The organism is Pseudoxanthomonas putridarboris, assembly GCF_038321125.1.
GTDB lineage: Bacteria > Pseudomonadota > Gammaproteobacteria > Xanthomonadales > Xanthomonadaceae > Pseudoxanthomonas_A > Pseudoxanthomonas_A putridarboris.
The window spans coordinates 87,383-103,857 of sequence record NZ_JBBWWT010000005.1; the positions used below are offsets into that span (position 1 = coordinate 87,383).

The 16,475-nt window shown below is 66.8% G+C and carries 17 protein-coding genes; 7 read left to right on the plus strand and 10 right to left on the minus strand.

The features are described 5' to 3' along the window. Positions 1-34: 34 nt before the first annotated feature. The 3 genes from AAD027_RS12075 to AAD027_RS12085 are packed head-to-tail and all read left to right on the plus strand — an operon-like array spanning position 35 to position 3,645. Positions 35-1,666 (plus strand): serine hydrolase, encoded by a 1,632-nt coding sequence (locus AAD027_RS12075; RefSeq protein ID WP_341726270.1) that lies wholly within the window; start codon positions 35-37, stop codon positions 1,664-1,666. Between the two features lie 3 nt (positions 1,667-1,669). After that, positions 1,670-2,887 (plus strand): sensor histidine kinase, encoded by a 1,218-nt coding sequence (locus tag AAD027_RS12080; RefSeq protein ID WP_341726271.1) that lies wholly within the window; start codon positions 1,670-1,672, stop codon positions 2,885-2,887. Further along, positions 2,884-3,645, plus strand: coding sequence for a LytR/AlgR family response regulator transcription factor (locus tag AAD027_RS12085; RefSeq protein WP_341726272.1), 762 nt, complete (start codon positions 2,884-2,886; stop codon positions 3,643-3,645). Before AAD027_RS12080 ends, AAD027_RS12085 begins: the two co-directional genes overlap by 4 nt. 117 nt (positions 3,646-3,762) lie before the next feature. Here AAD027_RS12085 and AAD027_RS12090 read toward each other — a convergent pair whose 3' ends face one another. From AAD027_RS12090 to AAD027_RS12100, 3 genes are all read right to left on the minus strand, one after another. After that, a complete protein-coding gene (locus tag AAD027_RS12090) occupies positions 3,763-4,272 on the minus strand; it encodes a methylated-DNA--[protein]-cysteine S-methyltransferase (protein ID WP_341726273.1) in 510 nt (169 codons plus the stop codon). A 117-nt stretch (positions 4,273-4,389) separates the two neighbouring features. Continuing rightward, a complete protein-coding gene (locus AAD027_RS12095) occupies positions 4,390-5,892 on the minus strand; it encodes a DNA-3-methyladenine glycosylase 2 family protein (protein WP_341726274.1) in 1,503 nt (500 codons plus the stop codon). 49 nt (positions 5,893-5,941) lie between these two features. Further along, entirely contained in the window at positions 5,942-7,201 is a 1,260-nt protein-coding gene (locus AAD027_RS12100) for an alkaline phosphatase family protein (RefSeq protein ID WP_341726275.1), read from the minus strand. A gap of 56 nt (positions 7,202-7,257) precedes the next feature. Between AAD027_RS12100 and AAD027_RS12105 the strand changes: the two genes are divergently transcribed. Together AAD027_RS12105 and AAD027_RS12110 are read left to right on the plus strand one after the other, a co-directional pair. After that, entirely contained in the window at positions 7,258-7,779 is a 522-nt protein-coding gene (locus AAD027_RS12105) for a YybH family protein (RefSeq protein WP_341726276.1), read from the plus strand. 89 nt (positions 7,780-7,868) lie between these two features. Beyond that, positions 7,869-8,195, plus strand: a complete 327-nt coding sequence (locus tag AAD027_RS12110; protein ID WP_341726277.1) for a hypothetical protein — start codon at positions 7,869-7,871, stop codon at positions 8,193-8,195. 170 nt (positions 8,196-8,365) lie between these two features. Here the strand turns inward: AAD027_RS12110 and AAD027_RS12115 are convergent, their stop codons facing one another. Beyond that, on the minus strand, positions 8,366-9,106 hold the full coding sequence (locus AAD027_RS12115) for a ThuA domain-containing protein (RefSeq protein ID WP_341726278.1): 741 nt from the start codon (positions 9,104-9,106) through the stop codon (positions 8,366-8,368). A 121-nt stretch (positions 9,107-9,227) separates the two neighbouring features. Between AAD027_RS12115 and hutU the strand changes: the two genes are divergently transcribed. Next, entirely contained in the window at positions 9,228-10,892 is a 1,665-nt protein-coding gene (gene hutU, locus AAD027_RS12120) for a urocanate hydratase (RefSeq protein WP_341726279.1), read from the plus strand. 323 nt (positions 10,893-11,215) lie between these two features. Here the strand turns inward: hutU and AAD027_RS12125 are convergent, their stop codons facing one another. The 4 genes from AAD027_RS12125 to AAD027_RS12140 form a co-directional block, all read right to left on the minus strand. Next, positions 11,216-11,383: a hypothetical protein gene (locus AAD027_RS12125; RefSeq protein WP_341726280.1), complete on the minus strand. Its 168-nt coding sequence runs from the start codon at positions 11,381-11,383 to the stop codon at positions 11,216-11,218. 108 nt (positions 11,384-11,491) lie between these two features. Continuing rightward, positions 11,492-11,983: a DUF1097 domain-containing protein gene (locus AAD027_RS12130; protein ID WP_341726281.1), complete on the minus strand. Its 492-nt coding sequence runs from the start codon at positions 11,981-11,983 to the stop codon at positions 11,492-11,494. Positions 11,984-12,070: 87 nt separating this feature from the next. After that, positions 12,071-12,970 (minus strand): SDR family oxidoreductase, encoded by a 900-nt coding sequence (locus AAD027_RS12135; RefSeq protein WP_341726282.1) that lies wholly within the window; start codon positions 12,968-12,970, stop codon positions 12,071-12,073. A gap of 63 nt (positions 12,971-13,033) precedes the next feature. Continuing rightward, positions 13,034-13,780, minus strand: coding sequence for an SDR family oxidoreductase (locus AAD027_RS12140; RefSeq protein ID WP_341726477.1), 747 nt, complete (start codon positions 13,778-13,780; stop codon positions 13,034-13,036). Between the two features lie 106 nt (positions 13,781-13,886). On the opposite strand from AAD027_RS12140, the gene AAD027_RS12145 reads away from it, so the two are divergent. Beyond that, on the plus strand, positions 13,887-14,774 hold the full coding sequence (locus AAD027_RS12145) for a LysR family transcriptional regulator (RefSeq protein WP_341726283.1): 888 nt from the start codon (positions 13,887-13,889) through the stop codon (positions 14,772-14,774). A 27-nt stretch (positions 14,775-14,801) separates the two neighbouring features. Here the strand turns inward: AAD027_RS12145 and AAD027_RS12150 are convergent, their stop codons facing one another. Both AAD027_RS12150 and AAD027_RS12155 read right to left on the minus strand, forming a co-directional pair. Continuing rightward, positions 14,802-15,200, minus strand: coding sequence for a hypothetical protein (locus tag AAD027_RS12150; RefSeq protein WP_341726284.1), 399 nt, complete (start codon positions 15,198-15,200; stop codon positions 14,802-14,804). Positions 15,201-15,365: 165 nt separating this feature from the next. Next, the gene (locus AAD027_RS12155; RefSeq protein ID WP_341726285.1) at positions 15,366-16,421 is read right to left on the minus strand and encodes an aldo/keto reductase; all 1,056 of its coding nucleotides are present in this window, start codon (positions 16,419-16,421) and stop codon (positions 15,366-15,368) included. Positions 16,422-16,475 lie beyond the last annotated feature (54 nt).

Sequence of the window (16,475 nt, forward strand, 5' to 3'; positions counted from 1 at the left end):
AACATGGCGTCCACCCCGACAGGAGACCCGCCCCATGAAACTCTCCAGCGCCATCGCCCTGATCCTGGCCGCCGCCGGCGGCAATGCCCATGCCACGACCGACGCGCAACTGCGCGACACCGTCGCCCAACGCCTGCACGGCGACCGCACGGGCGCCTGCCTGGCGGTGGCGGTCGTCGAGAAGGACCATGTAGCGCGCACCTTCCAGTGCGCGGATGACAAGGATGCGGCCCGGATCGGTCCGGATGCCGCGTTCGAGATCGGTTCGGTCAGCAAGACGATGACGGCGGCGTTGCTGGCCGACCTGATCCGGCAGGGCAAGGGCTCGCTGGACGATCCGCTCGCAGCCTGGCTGCCGGAAGGGACCAGGGTGCCGGACTACCAGGGCCAGCCCATCCTGCTGCGCCATGTGGTCACCCACACCTCGGGGCTGCCCGCGCTGCCGTCGAAGCTGGGCGCGCCCAGCATGGACGACCCGTACGCGAAGCTCGATGAAGCCGCATTGCTGGCCTCGCTGGACGACGTGACGCTGAAGGCTGCGCCGGGCACGACGTTCGAGTACTCCAACTTCGCATCAATGGTGCTGTCCTACGCCGTGGCGCGCCGTGCCGGCACCGATCTGGAAACCTTGCTGAGGCAGCGCCTCTTCGAACCCCTCGGCATGCGCGGCGCGCATGTCAACGCCGCGCCGGCCGGGATACGCAGCGCGACCGGCCATACGCCGAATGCGCGGCCCGCGTCCGCATGGCACTTCGCCACCGATCTGGCCGGTGTCGGAGGCGTGCGCGCCACGCTCGACGACATGGTGCGCTACGTGCAGGGCGAACTCGGCGCCACCGCGACGGCCATCACCCCGGCGCTGCGCCTGACCCAGCAGAAGGTGTCCGACAAGCCGGCCATGGCGATGAACTGGATGCTGCTGCCGGTCGGCGACCGCACCGTGCACCTGCACGAAGGCGGCACGGGCGGATTCTCGTCCTTCGTTTCGTTCGACATCGAGAAGCAGCGCGGCGTGGTCATCCTGTCGGATACCACGTGGAATTCGATCGGCAGCCTGGGTTCGCTGGGCCTGCACCTGGTCGATGCCAGTTTCCCGCTGGGCAAGCCGCGCACCGTCGCCGTGCCCGACCCCACGATGCTGGATGCGCTGGCCGGCGAGTACGAACTGGCCGGTGGCATGAGGATGACCCTGCGTCGCCAGGGCGACGCGCTGGAAATCCAGGCTGCCGGGCAGGGCGCCTACGCCATGGGCTACGACAGCGCCGGCGATTTCTATCCGCTGGAACTGGATGCGGTGCTGCGCCCGCAGCGCACGGCCGACGGCTATGCGTTCACGTGGATGCAGATGGGCGGCGCGACCCCGGCCAAGCGCGTGGATGGAGCGGCCCGCAAGCCGGCGCTCGTGCTGGACGCGGCCAAGCTGGGCGAATACGAAGGCGAGTATCCGCTGGTGCCCGGCTTCTCGTTGACGGTGAAGGCGGCAGCCGGCACGTTGACCGTCCAGGGGACCGGCCAGCCTGCGCTTCCGGTGGATGCCGCGGCGCCCGATGTCTTCGTGGCCAGCGCGGTTGGCGCCGAGATCCGTTTCGAGCGCGATGCCGGTGGCAAGGTGGTGGCGTTGACGTTGCTGCAGGCGGGCCAGCAACTGCGTGGCGAGAGAAAGTAAGGCATGGACAAGGATTATTCGCTGCGCGAGAAACTGCCCGCCGAAGTGCTGGTCGGCGGCAACGCGGTGTGGAGCCGCTACCGGCGCTATCCGGTGTTCGGCCTGCGCTGGCTGGTCGGCCGCAGTCTGCTGTTCTGCAGCGTGATCGCGGTGGCGGCGGCGTTCATCGGCACCGGTGTCGGCCTGACCGTGCAGGACCCGGGCGTGGCGGTGAAAGTGGGCATCACCCAGTTCGTCGCCTTCAGCCTGATGGCGACGTTGGGACCGGCATTGGCGACCGGTGTCCGTCACTCGCACTGGCCGGTGGCGCGCGAGCGCAAGGCGGTGGTGGTGGCGGTGCTGGTCGGCATGTTGCTCAGCTTCTTCATCGACCGCATCGCGTCCTCGTACGTCGAGTCGCTGGTGACTCCCGGACTGACCGCAATAGGCATCCGCACCGACATGCCCAAGCCGGGAGCGCTGGTGCAGGCCATCGGCCTGGTGATCAACCTGGCCGCACTGGTCATCATCTATGGCCTGTTCGGGGGTGGCCTGGCATTGCGCGCCTATTTCAGCGAACGCCGCCGCTGGGACGACCACCGGCACGTGCAGGCGCTGAACGAACTGGAAGGCCGCGTGCACGAAGCCGACCTGCGCCTGGGCGTGCTGCAGGCGCAGGTCGAGCCGCACTTCCTGTTCAATACGCTGGCCTCGGTGCGCGCGCTGGTGCGGCAGGATCCGGCGCAGGCCGAGGCCACGCTGGACGCACTGGTCGATTTCCTGCGCGCCACCATTCCCAAGCTGCGCGACGACCGCGGCCTGCACGCCACGCTGGGCCAGCAACTGGACATCTGCGCCAGTTATCTGGCGCTGATGAAGGTGCGCATGGGCGGGCGGCTGGCGTTCTCAGTCGAAGTACCGCATGCGCTGCGTTCGCTGCCGTTCCCGCCTTCGCTGCTGATCACGCTGGTGGAGAACGCCATCAAGCACGGCATCGAACCCAAGCCCGGCCCCGGCCGCATCGACGTGGTAGCGTCGCGGCAGGACGACATGCTGCGCATCCGCGTGACCGACGATGGCGTGGGCCTGCAGCCGGGCCTGAGCACCGGCGTCGGGCTGGCCAACGTGCGCGAGCAACTGGCGGCGCGCTACGGCACGGGTGCCGGGTTCCGGCTTTCGCCATCGCCGACGGGTTCCGGTGTTTGCGCGGAGATCAGCGTGCCGGTAGGGTCGCCGGCATGAGCCGGGTCACCGCACTGATCGCCGAGGACGAAGCGCCGCAGCGCATCGCGCTGCATGCGCAACTGCAGGCCGCGTGGCCCGAACTTGAGATCGTGGCGGTCTGCGAGGACGGCGTGGCGGCGCTGGACGCAGTCGCCCGGCATCGCCCGCAGGTGGCCTTCCTGGACATCCGCATGCCCGGCGTCAGTGGCCTGGACGTGGCGCGCGACGTGGTGGCGCAGGGCGGGCTGGTGGTGTTCACCACCGCCTACGAGGACTACGCCATACGTGCGTTCGAGGCGGGCGCGGCCGATTACCTTCTCAAGCCCGTGCAGGAGGCGCGCCTGAGGCAGACGATCGACCGCGTGCGCGAACGCCTGGACGAAGCGCGCACACCGGGGCTGCGCGCGCTGATCGACGACCTGGAGGCGCGCCTGCGTCCGCAGGGCGACCGCCTGATCCGCTGGATCACCGCCAGCGTCGGCGACAGCGTGCGCATGATCGCGATCGACGACGTGCTGTTCTTCCAGGCGCAGGACAAGTACGTGCGCGTGGCGACCGCCACCGACGAGGCCATCATCCGCACCTCGCTGAAGGAACTGCTGGGCGGGCTGGATCCGGACGAGTTCTGGCAGGTGCACCGCGGCGCGCTGGTGCGGGTGAAGGCCATCGACCGCGTGCGCAAGGACGAACTCGGCCGCTACCTGCTCACCGTCAAGGGCCGCGACGACGTGCTGCCGGTCAGCGGCGCCTTCCAGCAGCGCTTCCGCGGCATGTGATCCGTTTCCGCCATCACTGACGGAACCTGTAGGAGCGCCCTTGGGCGCGATGCTTTTCCCGAAGAAACCATAAAAAGCGCATCGCGCCCGGGTACCCTGAAGGGCATAAAGGCGCTCCTACAAGGGTGGCGCGAAGAGGTCGTCGTCCTTAGGCAATGCGCCTTCCAGCTGCAGCAGGAACTGCTTGGTCGGCAGACCACCACCGAAACCGGTCAGCGAACCGTCCGTGCCGATCACGCGATGGCAGGGCAGCACGATGGGCAGGGGGTTGCGTCCGTTCGCCGCACCCACCGCGCGCGTCGCGCTGGGCTTGCCGACGCGCCGGGCGAGCTGCGCGTAGCTGATCGTCCGGCCGTAGGGAATGCCGGCCAGCATGGTCCATACCGTGCGCTGGAACTCGGTGCCGTGCGGCGACAGCGGCAGGTCGAAGCCGTGGCGCGCGCCGGCGAAGTATTCGTCGAGTTGCGCATGCGCCCGTTGCAGCAGCGGATGGTCGCCTTCATGCCAGTCGTCGCCGCGCTTGACCGGATGGCGGTTCTCCCGGAACTCGATCGCGCGCAGGCCGACGTCGGTGGTGGCCAGCAGCAGCGGACCCACGGGGCTGTCGATGTAGCGGTAGAGGATCATCTTGTCATCCCGGTTCTTGCAGGAGCGCCCTCGGGCGCGATGCTTTCCGATCAGGCGCAGGACGCTCCAAGGCAAAAAGCATCGCGCCCCAGTACCCTGAAGGGCATAAAGGCGCTCCTACGGTTTCTCCATGCTGTCGCGCCAGAGGTGGATCACCGCATACGCGCGCCACGGCCGCCAGGCCTCCGCGCGGGCGGTCAACGCACGTGCCGTCATCCGTTCACCGCCGGCCTTCGCGGAGGCTGGCTTGGCGGGCACGGCCTTCTGCAGCACCAGGTCGTCGGCAGGGAACGCATCGGGGTGGCCCAGTGCACGCAGCGCCATGTAGTTCGCCGTCCACGGCCCGATGCCGGGCAATGCCACCCAGCGCGCGGTGAAATCCTCGAGCGTGCGTTCGGCGCGGAAGTCCACGCGCCCTTCCAGCAACGCGCGCGACATGCCGCGGATCGTGTCGGCGCGCGCTCGGGTCAGGCCGATCCGCGTCAGGTCCGTGTCCACCAGCGCCTCGGGCATGGGAAACAGATGGGTCAATCCGCCGTCGAAGGGCAGTGGCAGCGGCGTGCCGTGATGCTGCGCCAACCGCGCGGTCAGCGTGCGCGCGGCCGCCACGCTCACCTGCTGGCCGATGACCGCGCGCACCGCGATCTCGAAACCGTCCCAGCCGCTGGGCAGCCGCAGGCCGGGACGCTTCTTCAGCAGCGGACGCAGCCGCGCATCGCCGGCCAGCGCCGTGGCGATGGCCTGGGGATCCGCATCCAGGTCGAACATCCGCCGCAGGCGATTGACGATGCCCAGCAGGCGGGCCGGTTCGGCGCCATGCAGCTGCAGTTTCAGCGCATGGCCGTCCGCCGCGCCGTCCCATGCGCTGACGCGCAGCCAGCCCGGGGCATCGGCCGTGCCGATCACGCGCGTATAGCTGTCCGCATCCACCGCTTCCACGCCGGGCAACGCGCGGCCGCGCAGGAAATCCAGCATCGCGGCGAAGTCGTACGGCGGCCGATAGCCCAGCCGCAACGTCATCGCTTCCGCCGTCGCGGTGGTCGTGCGCTTGCGCAGGTCGCGCGGCGCCATGCGATATTCGTCGCGGAACGTGGCGTTGAAGCGGGTCAGGCTGCCGAAGCCGGCCGCCAGCGCCACCTGGGTGATCGGCAGCGTGGTTTCGGTCAGCAGTTGCTTGGCGAACAGCAGGCGGCGGGTGCCGTGCACTTCCACCGGCGTGGCGCCCAGGCGGTCGGAGAACAGGCGCCGCAACTGCCGTTCGCCCAGTCCCACTTTCTCCGCCAGCGACGCCAGTGGCGCATCGGCCAATGCGCCCTGGTCGATCAGCTTCAGCGCGCGCGCCACCACCTCGTCGCCGCGCCGCCACGTGCCGTCGCCCGGCGCCAGTTCCGGCCGGCAGCGCAGGCAGGGGCGGAAGCCCGCTGCCTCGGCCGCCGCCGCGTGGCGGTAATAGACGATGTTCTTCGGCTTGGGCGCCGGCGCGGGACACACGGGACGGCAGTAGATGCCGGTGCTGGTGACGGCGGTGAAGAACAGCCCGTCGAAGCGCGCGTCGCGGCTCAGGCGCGCCTGTTCGCAGACGTGCGGGTCGGGCAGGGCGGTGGTGTCGGGGGAAGCCATGCGTGCAGGCTAGCACCGCGTCCGGCCGCAAACTCACCGTTTTCGGACATCAATGCACGGTGTCCGTCCGCGACTTCAGCGCCGGTTCCAGCGGTTCCAGCGTGCCGTCGTTCGGCACCGGGGAAACGCGCAACAGATGCGCCAGCAGCGGGTACACATCCACGTTGTCGAACGCCGGCAACCGCGCGCCGGGAACGAAGTCCGGGCCGCGCGCCACGAAGAACGCGCGCATCTGCGGGTCTTCCGGGCGGAAGCCATGCTCGCCCTTCACGGGATTTTGCGGGAACGGATGCTGCTTCAACTGGATGCGCCAGCCCGTATCCGCCTGGCAGACGATGGGAGGCACGCGCGGGTTGCGGCCGTAGTGCCACGCCGGCGGCAGCGCTTGCCTGTCCCAGCATTCGTAATGCGGGTGCCGGCCGATGAACGCGCGCCGCACCTCGGCTTCGCGCCCGGGCTTGGGCACGATGCCGGCGACGGGTCCCAGCCACGTGTACGAATACGCGTCCGGCGGCATCGCGTCGTCCAGGAATGCCGCATTTCCGCGCGGCACGTCGGCCATGCCGTGGTCGGACAGCGCCACCAGGTTCACGCTGTCGCGCAGGCCGCGTTCGTCCAGCCCGCGCAGCAGCATGGCCAGCGCATCGTCCACCGTGCGCATCGCGTCGAACGCCTCCGGCGAGAATGTGCCGTGGAGGTGCGACGCCACGTCCACCTGCTCCAGGTACAGGGTGATGAAGCGCGGGCGCTGCGCTTCCGGCAGATCCAGCCACGCCAGCACCTGCGCGGTGCGCTCGGCCGGCGTCAGTGCGCTGTCGAACGGCCGCCAGTGCCTGGGGCGCCCGCCGGCGATCTCCGCTTCCGAGCCGGGCCAGAACATCGTCGCCGTGGCCAGCCCCGCGCGCTGCGCAGTGATCCAGATCGGTTCGCCGCCCCAGAAGCGGCCATCGCGCCCGGAAGCCTTCTTGGACTCGAAGCGCCCCAGCGCGTCGTCGTCCAGGTTGTTGTGCACGATGCCGTGCCGGTCGGGCCGCAGCCCCGTCACCAGCGTGTAGTGGTTGGGGAAGGTCAGCGTGGGGAAGGACGGGTTGATCCAGGCCGCCCGCGCGCCCTGTTCGTACAGCGCGTCCAGCGTGGGCATGCGCCCGGTGCCGGGAATGTCGGCGCGCAGGCCGTCGATGGAGACCAGCAGCAGGACCGGCGGTGGAGCGGTCGCCACCGCGGCGGCGGGGCGTGGGGGCGTGCTGGAGCAGGCGCCCACGAATAGCAGGGCGGCCAGCCACGCCGCCCTGACAAATGGCAGGTGCATGGGCAACGGAATCGCAGTCGAATGGCGCAAGCTTGGCAGACTCCGGAGAAATCCGCATGACAAAGGCTGTCACACTTGCGTCCGTGCTGGGTCTCGCCCTGTCCGCTTCCGCCGCGCAGGCGACCCTGCCGCCCACGCCCGTGTCCGATGAATGCGCCGTCTGGCAGCGCGAACTCAGCTTCGCCCAGTCCGTCGCCGACCACGACGCCGGCGCCTTCGCCGAGCATCTGCATCCCGACGCCGCCTTCGGCGTCGGCCGCAAGCCCACCCGCGGCCGCGAAGCCATCACGAAGGAGTGGGCCGGCCTGATCGACGGCAGCGCGCTCAAGCTCAGCTGGTATCCGGTGGTGGTGACGCGGGGCGCCGATGGCGCGGCGGTGTATTCCAGCGGTCCGGCGCTGTACGAGGACCCCGGGACCGGCGAGGCGCGCCTGGGCCGTTTCGGCTCGGTCTGGTTGCGCGGCGACGACGGCCGGTGGCGGGTGGTCTTCGACGACGGCATCGCCCCGGCACCGGCGGATGCGGCCGCCGTGCAGCGCTTCCACGAGGGCCGCAAGGCGGAGTGCCCCGACGGCTGACGTGAACCTAAACGCGGGCCTGCCTGCCTGCGGCCATGACGGTCCGGCGGGCGTATAACAGCAATGTCACATTAACCAAGGAGCTGCCCATGAAATCCCTCGTCATGCTGGCCCTTGCCGCGTGCCTGGCCACCGCCGCCCACGCGCAGACGCCGGCCGAACCCGCCCCCGCCCCGCAGCCGCAGGTCGCCGATGCTCAGGTCCAGGCAGGCATCGAAGACGCCGCGAAGGCCGAGAAGAAGTCGCTCGCCGACGAGAACTGCGTGCGCAAGACCGGCACCCGCATCGCCCAGCGCGACGGCAAGCAACGCTGCACCTCGCTGCCCGGCCGCTCCTACAGCAAGGAAGATCTGGACCGCACCGGCCACACCAACCTGGCCGACGCCCTGCGCACGCTGGATCCCTCGATCCGCTGACCCGCGGGCCCTCTTCCCCTTCTCGCAGTGGGGGGAAATTAGAGTGCGCGATGATTGGATGTCTCCCTCTCCTCGCTCACGGGGAGAGGGTGCCGAAGGCGGGTGAGGGGCGAGCGGAGGCAGTGCGCTTCACCTTGCTGCGATAAGAAAAAGCCATCAGCGCCCCATCCTCAACATTCCGGCGACCGTCCCGCCGCATAGTGCAATCCGCGCCGCAGCTGCGCGATGAACGGCTCCATCGCGTACACCTTCGTATCGTGTCCCAGGCCGGTGTACCAACTGCGCCCGCCGTCAAACGCATGGCACCACGCGATCGGATGGTCGGCGCCCATCGTGCCGCCTTCGTATCCGCGTTCGTCCACGGTGGCGATCACCTGCACGCGTTCGCGCGGGTTCTGGCGGTAGTTGTACAACTCGTCGGTGATCGTCCACGGCGTGCCTCCCGGTTCGCCGGCGTGTTCCGGCACCACCCGCGTGGTCTGCAGGCCCGGTGGATGGCTGTGGAAATACGCGCCCACCAGCTGCCCGTACCAAGGCCAGTCGTATTCGGTGTCGGCCGCCGAATGCACGCCGACGAAACCGCCGCCGTCGCGAATGAACCGTTCCAGCGCGGCTTTCTGGGCGTCGTCCAGGATATCGCCCGTGGTGCTGGCGAACACCACCACGCGGTAGCGCGCCAGGTTGCCGGGGGTGAAGTCGCCGGCGTCCTCGCTGTGGTCGGCCACCATGCCTTCCTGCGCGGCCAGTTTTTGCAGTGCAGCAACCGCGGTGGGAATGGAATCGTGGCGCCACCCGGTGGTCTTGCTGAAGACCAGCACGCGATCGGGCGAGGTTTCGGCCAGGGCCCCACCGGCGCACAGCAGGAGCGCCAGCAGTAACGGGAAAAGACGGGCAGAGCGAGGAATATCCATGCCGCGATTCTGCCATGCGCCTTGCTGCCGGATGGAGCGACGTCTCCGGGAAATCCCATCCGCTCGCGCCGGGACGGCGCTCCCAACGATAATGGCCGCATACCTGCACCAGGAAGACCGCATGTCCAATCGCACCGATCCCTCCCGCGTCATCCGTGCCCCGCGCGGCATCCAGCTCAGCTGCAAGTCCTGGCTCAGCGAAGCGCCGTACCGCATGCTGCAGAACAACCTGGACGCGGAAGTCGCCGAAGATCCTACTTCGCTGGTGGTGTACGGCGGCATCGGCCGCGCCGCGCGCGACTGGGATTGCTACGACGCCATCCTGAAATCGCTGCGCGAGCTGGACGACAACGAAACCCTGTTGGTGCAGTCCGGCAAGCCGGTGGGCGTGTTCCCCACGCATCCCGATGCGCCGCGCGTGCTGATCGCCAACTCCAACCTGGTGCCGCACTGGGCCACCTGGGAGCACTTCAACGAACTCGATAAGAAGGGCTTGATGATGTACGGCCAGATGACCGCCGGCAGCTGGATCTACATCGGCAGCCAGGGCATCGTGCAGGGCACGTACGAGACGTTCGTGGAAATGGGCCGCCAGCACTACGGCGGCGACCTCACCGGCAAGTGGATCCTCACCGCCGGCCTGGGTGGCATGGGCGGCGCGCAGCCGCTGGCCGCGTCGCTGGCCGGCGCGAGCAGCCTCAACATCGAGTGCCAGCAGAAGAGCATCGACATGCGCTTGCGCACCCGCTACGTGGACGAGCAGGCCACCGACCTGGACGACGCCCTCGCACGCATCACGAAATACACGGCAACCGGCGAGGCGAAGTCCATCGCGCTGCTGGGCAACGCGGCGGACATCCTGCCGGAGCTGGTCCGGCGCGGCGTGCGCCCCGACGCCGTCACCGACCAGACCAGCGCGCACGATCCGGTGCACGGCTACCTGCCCATCGGCTGGACGGTGGAACAGTGGCTGAGCGAGCAGAAGACGAATCCGGAAAAGGTGCGCGACGCCGCCAAGCAGTCCATGCGCGTGCACGTGGAGGCGATGCTGGCATTCCAACAGATGGGCGTGCCCACCTTCGACTACGGCAACAACATCCGCCAGATGGCGTTCGACCAGGGCTTGAAGAACGCCTTCGATTTCCCCGGTTTTGTGCCGGCCTACGTGCGCCCGCTGTTCTGCCGCGGCGTGGGGCCGTTCCGCTGGGTGGCGCTGAGCGGCGACCCGGAGGACATCTACCGGACCGACGCCAAGGTCAAGGAACTGATCCCGGACGATCCGCACCTGCACCGCTGGCTGGACATGGCGCGCGAGCGCATCAGCTTCCAGGGCCTGCCGGCGCGCATCTGCTGGGTGGGCCTGGGCCTGCGCCACAAGCTGGGCCTGGCCTTCAACGAAATGGTGCGCAACGGCGAACTGAAAGCCCCGGTGGTGATCGGCCGCGACCATCTGGACAGCGGCAGTGTGGCCTCGCCCAACCGCGAAACCGAAGCGATGAAGGACGGCAGCGACGCGGTCAGCGACTGGCCGCTGTTGAACGCCATGTTGAACGTGGCCGGCGGCGCGACGTGGGTGTCGCTGCACCACGGCGGCGGCGTGGGCATGGGCTATTCGCAGCACTCGGGCGTGGTGATCGTCTGCGACGGCACCGTCGAAGCAGACAAGCGCATCGCCCGCGTACTGTGGAACGATCCCGGCACCGGGGTGATGCGGCATGCGGATGCGGGGTACGAGATCGCGCAGCAATGCGCGAAGGAATTGGGGTTGAAATTGCCGATGGGGTGACCCGCATCCTTCTGATGCGAGAGAGAGAACGGCCCGATTATTCGGGCCGTTTTACTTGCAGGGTCGGATCGGGAGGGCTGCTTCGACCCGAAGTGGACATCGATCGAACTTCAGAGTAGGCCAGCTTCGCGACCCAAGCTATTGCGATGCGGTGGCCAACTGTCCCAGTGCGGCTAGCACTCGTTCGAGATAGCGCTAGCCGATTTCGTTCAGGCTGACGCTTCAAGTGATGCGATTGAACGAAACCATGCCCGGCTGCTGCTCCAGCGCTCTGCGCACGGGGGCGCGACAAGGTCGAGGAGCAGCGACGAGAGTGGATCGAGTCAGGGCCCGGAAGCCTTGGACCACAGATCGACGGGACCGAGACGGTCCGCACCCTGAGTAGCAAGCATCCAGCCAGGATACTCGGGCGGTAGCGCATTGACCTGATCGAGCTTGGCGATGTCCTCGTCGGTCAGTTGCAGATCCACTGCGGCCAGGTTGTCTTCCAACTGGTCGATGCGCTTGGCGCCTGTGAGGAAGCAATTGGCGCTCGCCGAAGGTTCCCAGATAAGAATCGACGTCCGGCATTTCGGCTCTCTCTCGGAGACGGAGTCTGGTCAGACCCGTATCGTGAAGTAAGCTGGCAGGCGGTGCGAAACCCAGCCCGCTGTCGAGCCAATCGCGCTGGCGCCAAAGAGTTGCAGGACCCCTTCGGCTGACGGATCCATGTGGGCCGCGAACCACGTCACGAGGCCCAGGAAGTAGCCCAGCAGATTGTTCAGGATCGGCAACCCACGCAGGGCGACCACGACGAGTGCAACGACGAAGACAATGGCAGGCAGCGCCAGCATCGGCCCTGCAACCGAAGCCGCGTGTGGGATAGCGGTCGCCGCCAGCGCCCCTATCGCCAAGCCGAGGCCGACGCAGGCGAGATTCTCGAAGGCGCTGCGGGTGTTCAGCCCTCGCGTGTAGAACGCGATCCAGCCGACGAACATGGCCCACACCGGCAACGAGAGGGCGAGGCTTCCCGCTGCGGCTGCCGCAGCCGTCAAGGCCGCGATGACGGTGGTGATGGCATAGGCGTGAGGGGAAGAATGATGGGAAGTCATTGGGAGGTTCTCCGTGTATGAGAAGTGGCACGTGCCAAAAGAGAGCTAGATCGCGACCGGATAGCTAGTCGCGATCGAGCGCGCGTCTCACGCCTTGGTTTGGGGCGTGAGCAACTCCGACAGGCCCACGCGGTGAAGCATCTCGGCGCGCAGACGGTCCAGGACGGTGAAACCGACATCCGCACCGTCCTGCGCAGGGTCGATATGCACCCGGAACGGACGCTTGCCGAACGGCGCATCCACAACTTTGACGATGGCATCGGCGACCAAGCCGACATCGGCATCGGGCGGCACGATCTCTGCGAAGGCTTTCTGCACCTGCTCGCCAAAGCCCGCGTACGGGCCCGCCTCGTACTCTGCAGCGCGGGCTTCATCCGCCGGCGTTCCGGCATGTGCGAAGTGGTTGGTGCCGCTGGTGAATGCACCAGGCACGATGATCGACGTTTCAATGCCCCAACGCGACACCTCGCGCGCGTACTGCACGGCGATCGCATCCATTGCTGCCTTCGCACCAAAGTACGGGGCCAAGTAGGGCGGTGTGCCGCCGGCCGAGCTGCTGCTGGACACCCAAACCAGCAGACCTTCGCGCTGCTTGCGCAGGTGTGGAAGCACCGCACGATTGACGCGCTGCGTGCTCAGCACGTTTACGTCGTACAACTGTGCGTACTGCTCGGCAGTGAAGGCTTCCGCCGGACCGAACACCATGTGTCCAGCGTTGTGCACCACCGCGTCGAGGCCACCGGCATCAGCAATGACTTTGGCCACCGCAGCGTCGACGGATTCCTGCGACTGGACGTCCATGTCCACGGTACGCAGATCCACGCCGTTGTCCTTCGAGAAGGCGGCCATTTGCTCCACAACCGGGGAGTTGCGGCCGGTGGTATTGCGCATCGAGGCGTAGACGGTATGGCCAGCTCGGGCCAGCGCCTCGGCGGTCAGGCGACCGAAGCCGCTGGAAGCGCCGGTGATCAGAATGATCTTGCTCATGATGATTCTCCAAAGTTTCGAATCGGTGGGAGCGCCCCGGGCGGGCGCTTCGTTCTTGATGGCTCAGACCATGCCGCCATTGGCACGGAGCACCTGGCCGTTGATCCAGCCGCCGTCGGGACCGGTGATGAAGGCCACCGCGTTGGCGATGTCGGCCGGAGTGCCGAGGCGTTCCAGCGGATTCATCTTCGACATGCGATCGATCAGCTCGGGCGACTTGCCGTTGAGGAACAGGGCGGTGGCCGTCGGGCCCGGGGCCACGGCGTTGACGGTGATCGAGCGGCCACGCAGTTCCTTGGACAGGATCGCGGTCAGCGTCTCAACCGCCGACTTGGTCGCGGCGTACACGCCGTAGCTCTCCAGTCTCAGGCCGACCACGCTGGTCGACAGGTTCACGATGCGGCCACCGTCGCGCAACCGGCGAGCACCTTCGCGCAAGGTGTTGAACGTGCCTTTCAGGTTGATCGCGATCTGGCTGTCGAACAGCGCGTCGTCGCTGTCGACCAGCGGTGCCAGCTTCATGATGCCGGCGTTGTTGACCAGCACGTCCACGCCGCCGAAACGGGATTCAGCCGCCTCGAACAGGAGTTGCACGGCTGCCGGATCGGACACGTCGGCCTGCAGGGCGATGGCCTCGCCGCCTGAGGCGACGATGCGTTCGACGACCTGGTCGGCCTCCTGACGATTGCCAGCGTAGTTGACGACCACGGCATGTCCGTCTTTGGCCAGACGCTCAGCGATGGCGGCGCCGATGCCTCGGGAGGCACCAGTGACGATCGCCACCGAACGGGGGTTGGATTGGGTGTTCATGGGGATGTCTCGGTGATCCGCCGGAATTGGCGTGACGCCAAAGTAGTCATTCCCCTTGTCCGGATAATCAGGCATATTCCGTGAATACTATTCGGATATCCGAACAATGGATCGCTTTGACGCCATGCGGGTCTTTGTGAGGATCGTGGAGCGCCGCAGCTTTACGCGGGCCGCCGACGACCTGAACCTTCCGCGGGCGACCGTTACCGATGCCGTCAAGGCGCTGGAATCCAGATTGGGTGTGCGCCTGCTGCAGCGGACTACGCGTCAGGTCGCGCCGACGCTGGAGGGCGAGGCCTTCTACGGTCGATGTCTCCGTCTGATCGCCGATCTGGAGGATGCCGAAAGTGCTTTTACCAATGTGAACCCCAAAGGACCACTACGCATCGAGATGCACGGCACCTTGGCACGCCACCTGCTGTTTCCGCGTCTGCCGGAGTTCCTGTCGATGTACCCCGACATCGAACTGGACGTGAGCGAGGGAGATCGTTATATCGACATCGTGCGAGAAGGGGTCGACTGTGCCGTGCGCGTGGGCGAACTCCGTGACAGCGATCTGATTGCGCGTCGCTTGGCGATGCTTCCGGAAGCTACAGCTGCGTCGCCCGGATACTGTGAACTCCATGGAATACCGAGAGTCCCGGATGAGTTGGAAAGTGGCCACCTGATGGTAGGCTTCAAGTCGACCGCCATTGGGGCCCTGTTGCCGCTGGAGTTTCAGCAGAAGGGACGTGTTCGAAACATCACCTTGCCAACACGTGTACGGGTCGGTGGCGCGGATTCCTACCTGGGCGCGGCCATGGCGGGCTTCGGAATCATCCAGGCCCCTCGCTACCGATTGGATCACTACTTCTCTACCGGGCAACTGAGGCTCCTGCTTGAGGGATTTCCGCCGCTACCGAGTCCGGTAAACGTCGTCTACCCGCGCACGCGATTGCCGTCGCCTCGTCTTAGGGCTTTCATCGACTGGGCAACTGAAGCATTGGCCTTCTAGCCAGCCAGTTCGGATTGGGGGCCTGCGTCAACAATTCGCCAATCTGAATCTCAGGCCTTGGCGTTTGCGGCGCCGAACCAAATGATTGGTGCCCGTGGTACGCAGTGATGGGGCAATTGTCGGGGCGGCCATCTGGAGATGGCGAAGTTCCTTTTCGGCAAAGATGCGGATCCTTTGCGGGATGACCAGTGCGGACGCTGCACTCTTGGAACCGCCGTAGACCATGGGCGCGGAAACGGGACGCAATGGCTGCACGTGTCCCGGACCTGACTCGTCGAGAAGATCCGGGAACACATGTGTCGCTCCAAGCCAATCGGCGAGTTGCTCGTGATCACCGTGTGCGACGAGTGGATGGTGGAAGTTCGTCCGTACCGAATGTCGGTAGAGGAAATTGCGGCCCGATTGCAGGGAGCCACGCTCCGGCATGACGATGCTATCGGATCGGCGGCGGATGATGGGTGGAGCGAGACTCGGACCTGGCGACCAGCCGCGATGGCGCAGAGAAAGCTGGAAGCCGGCCCGGCCGTTGCTCCATCGCCCTGCGCAAGCGGCGCCGACGGGGGCGAGGAGCAGCGACGAGAGCGGACCGGGTCAGGACCCGGAAGCCTTGGACCACAGATCGACGGGACCGAGACGGTCCGCACCCTGAGTAGCAAGCATCCAGCCAGGGTATTCGGGCGGTAGCGCACTGACCTGATCGAGCTTGGCGATGTCCTCGTCGGTCAGTTGCAGATCCACTGCGGCCAGGTTGTCTTCCAACTGGTCGATGCGCTTGGCGCCCATGATCACCGAAGTAACGACAGGCTTGGACAGAAGCCAGGCGAGCGCGACGCGTGCCGGACTGCAGCCATGCGCTTCGGCGATCGGAACCAGGACATCGATGATGTCCCAGGCACGTTCCATGTCGACGATGGGGAAATTGAACTCCGAACGGCGCGAGTCTTCGGGCTTCTGGTTGTGGCGATTGAACTTGCCGGACATCAGGCCGCCGGCCAGCGGACTCCAGACCAGCAGCCCCATCTTCTCCGCCTCCAGCAACGGACCCAGTTCACGTTCGAGATCGCGGCCGGCGATCGAATAGTAGGCCTGCAGGGTTTCGAACCGCGCCAGGTCCTTGCGCTCGGAGATGCCCAGGGAGCGCGCGATCTTCCAGGCCTGCCAGTTGGATACGCCGATGTAGCGCACCTTGCCCTGGGTGATCAGGTCGTCGAGCGCGCGCAACGTTTCTTCGACCGGCGTGATCGCATCATTGGCGTGGATCTGGTACAGATCGATATGGTCGGTTTGAAGGCGCTTCAGGCTGGCCTCGACCGCATCCATGATGTGGCCGCGCGATGCGCCGACATCGTTGCGCCCCTGGCCCATGCGGCTGTAGACCTTGGTCGCAAGCACGAAATCCTTGCGCGCGATGCCGAGGTTCTGGAAAGACTGGCCGAGCACTTCTTCGCTGACGCCGTCGGAGTAGACGTCGGCGGTGTCGAAGAAATTGACGCCAGCCTCCAGCGCGGCCTTGACGAGGCCATCGGCTTCCTTTTGCCCGGAGGCGCCGATGTGCTTGTAGATGCCGCTGCCTTCGCCAAAGGTCATGGTGCCCAGGCACAGGCGGGAAACGAGCAAGCCGGTGTTGCCCAACGTCTTGTACTTCATGTTGTATCTCCAGTCGGAAGGATGTTGATGAAATGACCGCCCGTCGTGCGGTCT

Bases quoted from the DNA above. Each gene is read 5' to 3' on its own strand.
- AAD027_RS12075 (WP_341726270.1), top strand. From the start codon at position 35: ATGAAACTCTCCAGCGCCATCGCCCTGATCCTGGCCGCCGCCGGCGGC.
- AAD027_RS12080 (WP_341726271.1), top strand. From the start codon at position 1,670: ATGGACAAGGATTATTCGCTGCGCGAGAAACTGCCCGCCGAAGTGCTG.
- AAD027_RS12085 (WP_341726272.1), top strand. From the start codon at position 2,884: ATGAGCCGGGTCACCGCACTGATCGCCGAGGACGAAGCGCCGCAGCGC.
- AAD027_RS12090 (WP_341726273.1), bottom strand. From the start codon at position 4,272: ATGATCCTCTACCGCTACATCGACAGCCCCGTGGGTCCGCTGCTGCTG.
- AAD027_RS12095 (WP_341726274.1), bottom strand. From the start codon at position 5,892: ATGGCTTCCCCCGACACCACCGCCCTGCCCGACCCGCACGTCTGCGAA.
- AAD027_RS12100 (WP_341726275.1), bottom strand. From the start codon at position 7,201: ATGCACCTGCCATTTGTCAGGGCGGCGTGGCTGGCCGCCCTGCTATTC.
- AAD027_RS12105 (WP_341726276.1), top strand. From the start codon at position 7,258: ATGACAAAGGCTGTCACACTTGCGTCCGTGCTGGGTCTCGCCCTGTCC.
- AAD027_RS12110 (WP_341726277.1), top strand. From the start codon at position 7,869: ATGAAATCCCTCGTCATGCTGGCCCTTGCCGCGTGCCTGGCCACCGCC.
- AAD027_RS12115 (WP_341726278.1), bottom strand. From the start codon at position 9,106: ATGGATATTCCTCGCTCTGCCCGTCTTTTCCCGTTACTGCTGGCGCTC.
- hutU (WP_341726279.1), top strand. From the start codon at position 9,228: ATGTCCAATCGCACCGATCCCTCCCGCGTCATCCGTGCCCCGCGCGGC.
- AAD027_RS12130 (WP_341726281.1), bottom strand. From the start codon at position 11,983: ATGACTTCCCATCATTCTTCCCCTCACGCCTATGCCATCACCACCGTC.
- AAD027_RS12135 (WP_341726282.1), bottom strand. From the start codon at position 12,970: ATGAGCAAGATCATTCTGATCACCGGCGCTTCCAGCGGCTTCGGTCGC.
- AAD027_RS12140 (WP_341726477.1), bottom strand. From the start codon at position 13,780: ATGAACACCCAATCCAACCCCCGTTCGGTGGCGATCGTCACTGGTGCC.
- AAD027_RS12145 (WP_341726283.1), top strand. From the start codon at position 13,887: ATGGATCGCTTTGACGCCATGCGGGTCTTTGTGAGGATCGTGGAGCGC.
- AAD027_RS12150 (WP_341726284.1), bottom strand. From the start codon at position 15,200: ATGCCGGAGCGTGGCTCCCTGCAATCGGGCCGCAATTTCCTCTACCGA.
- AAD027_RS12155 (WP_341726285.1), bottom strand. From the start codon at position 16,421: ATGAAGTACAAGACGTTGGGCAACACCGGCTTGCTCGTTTCCCGCCTG.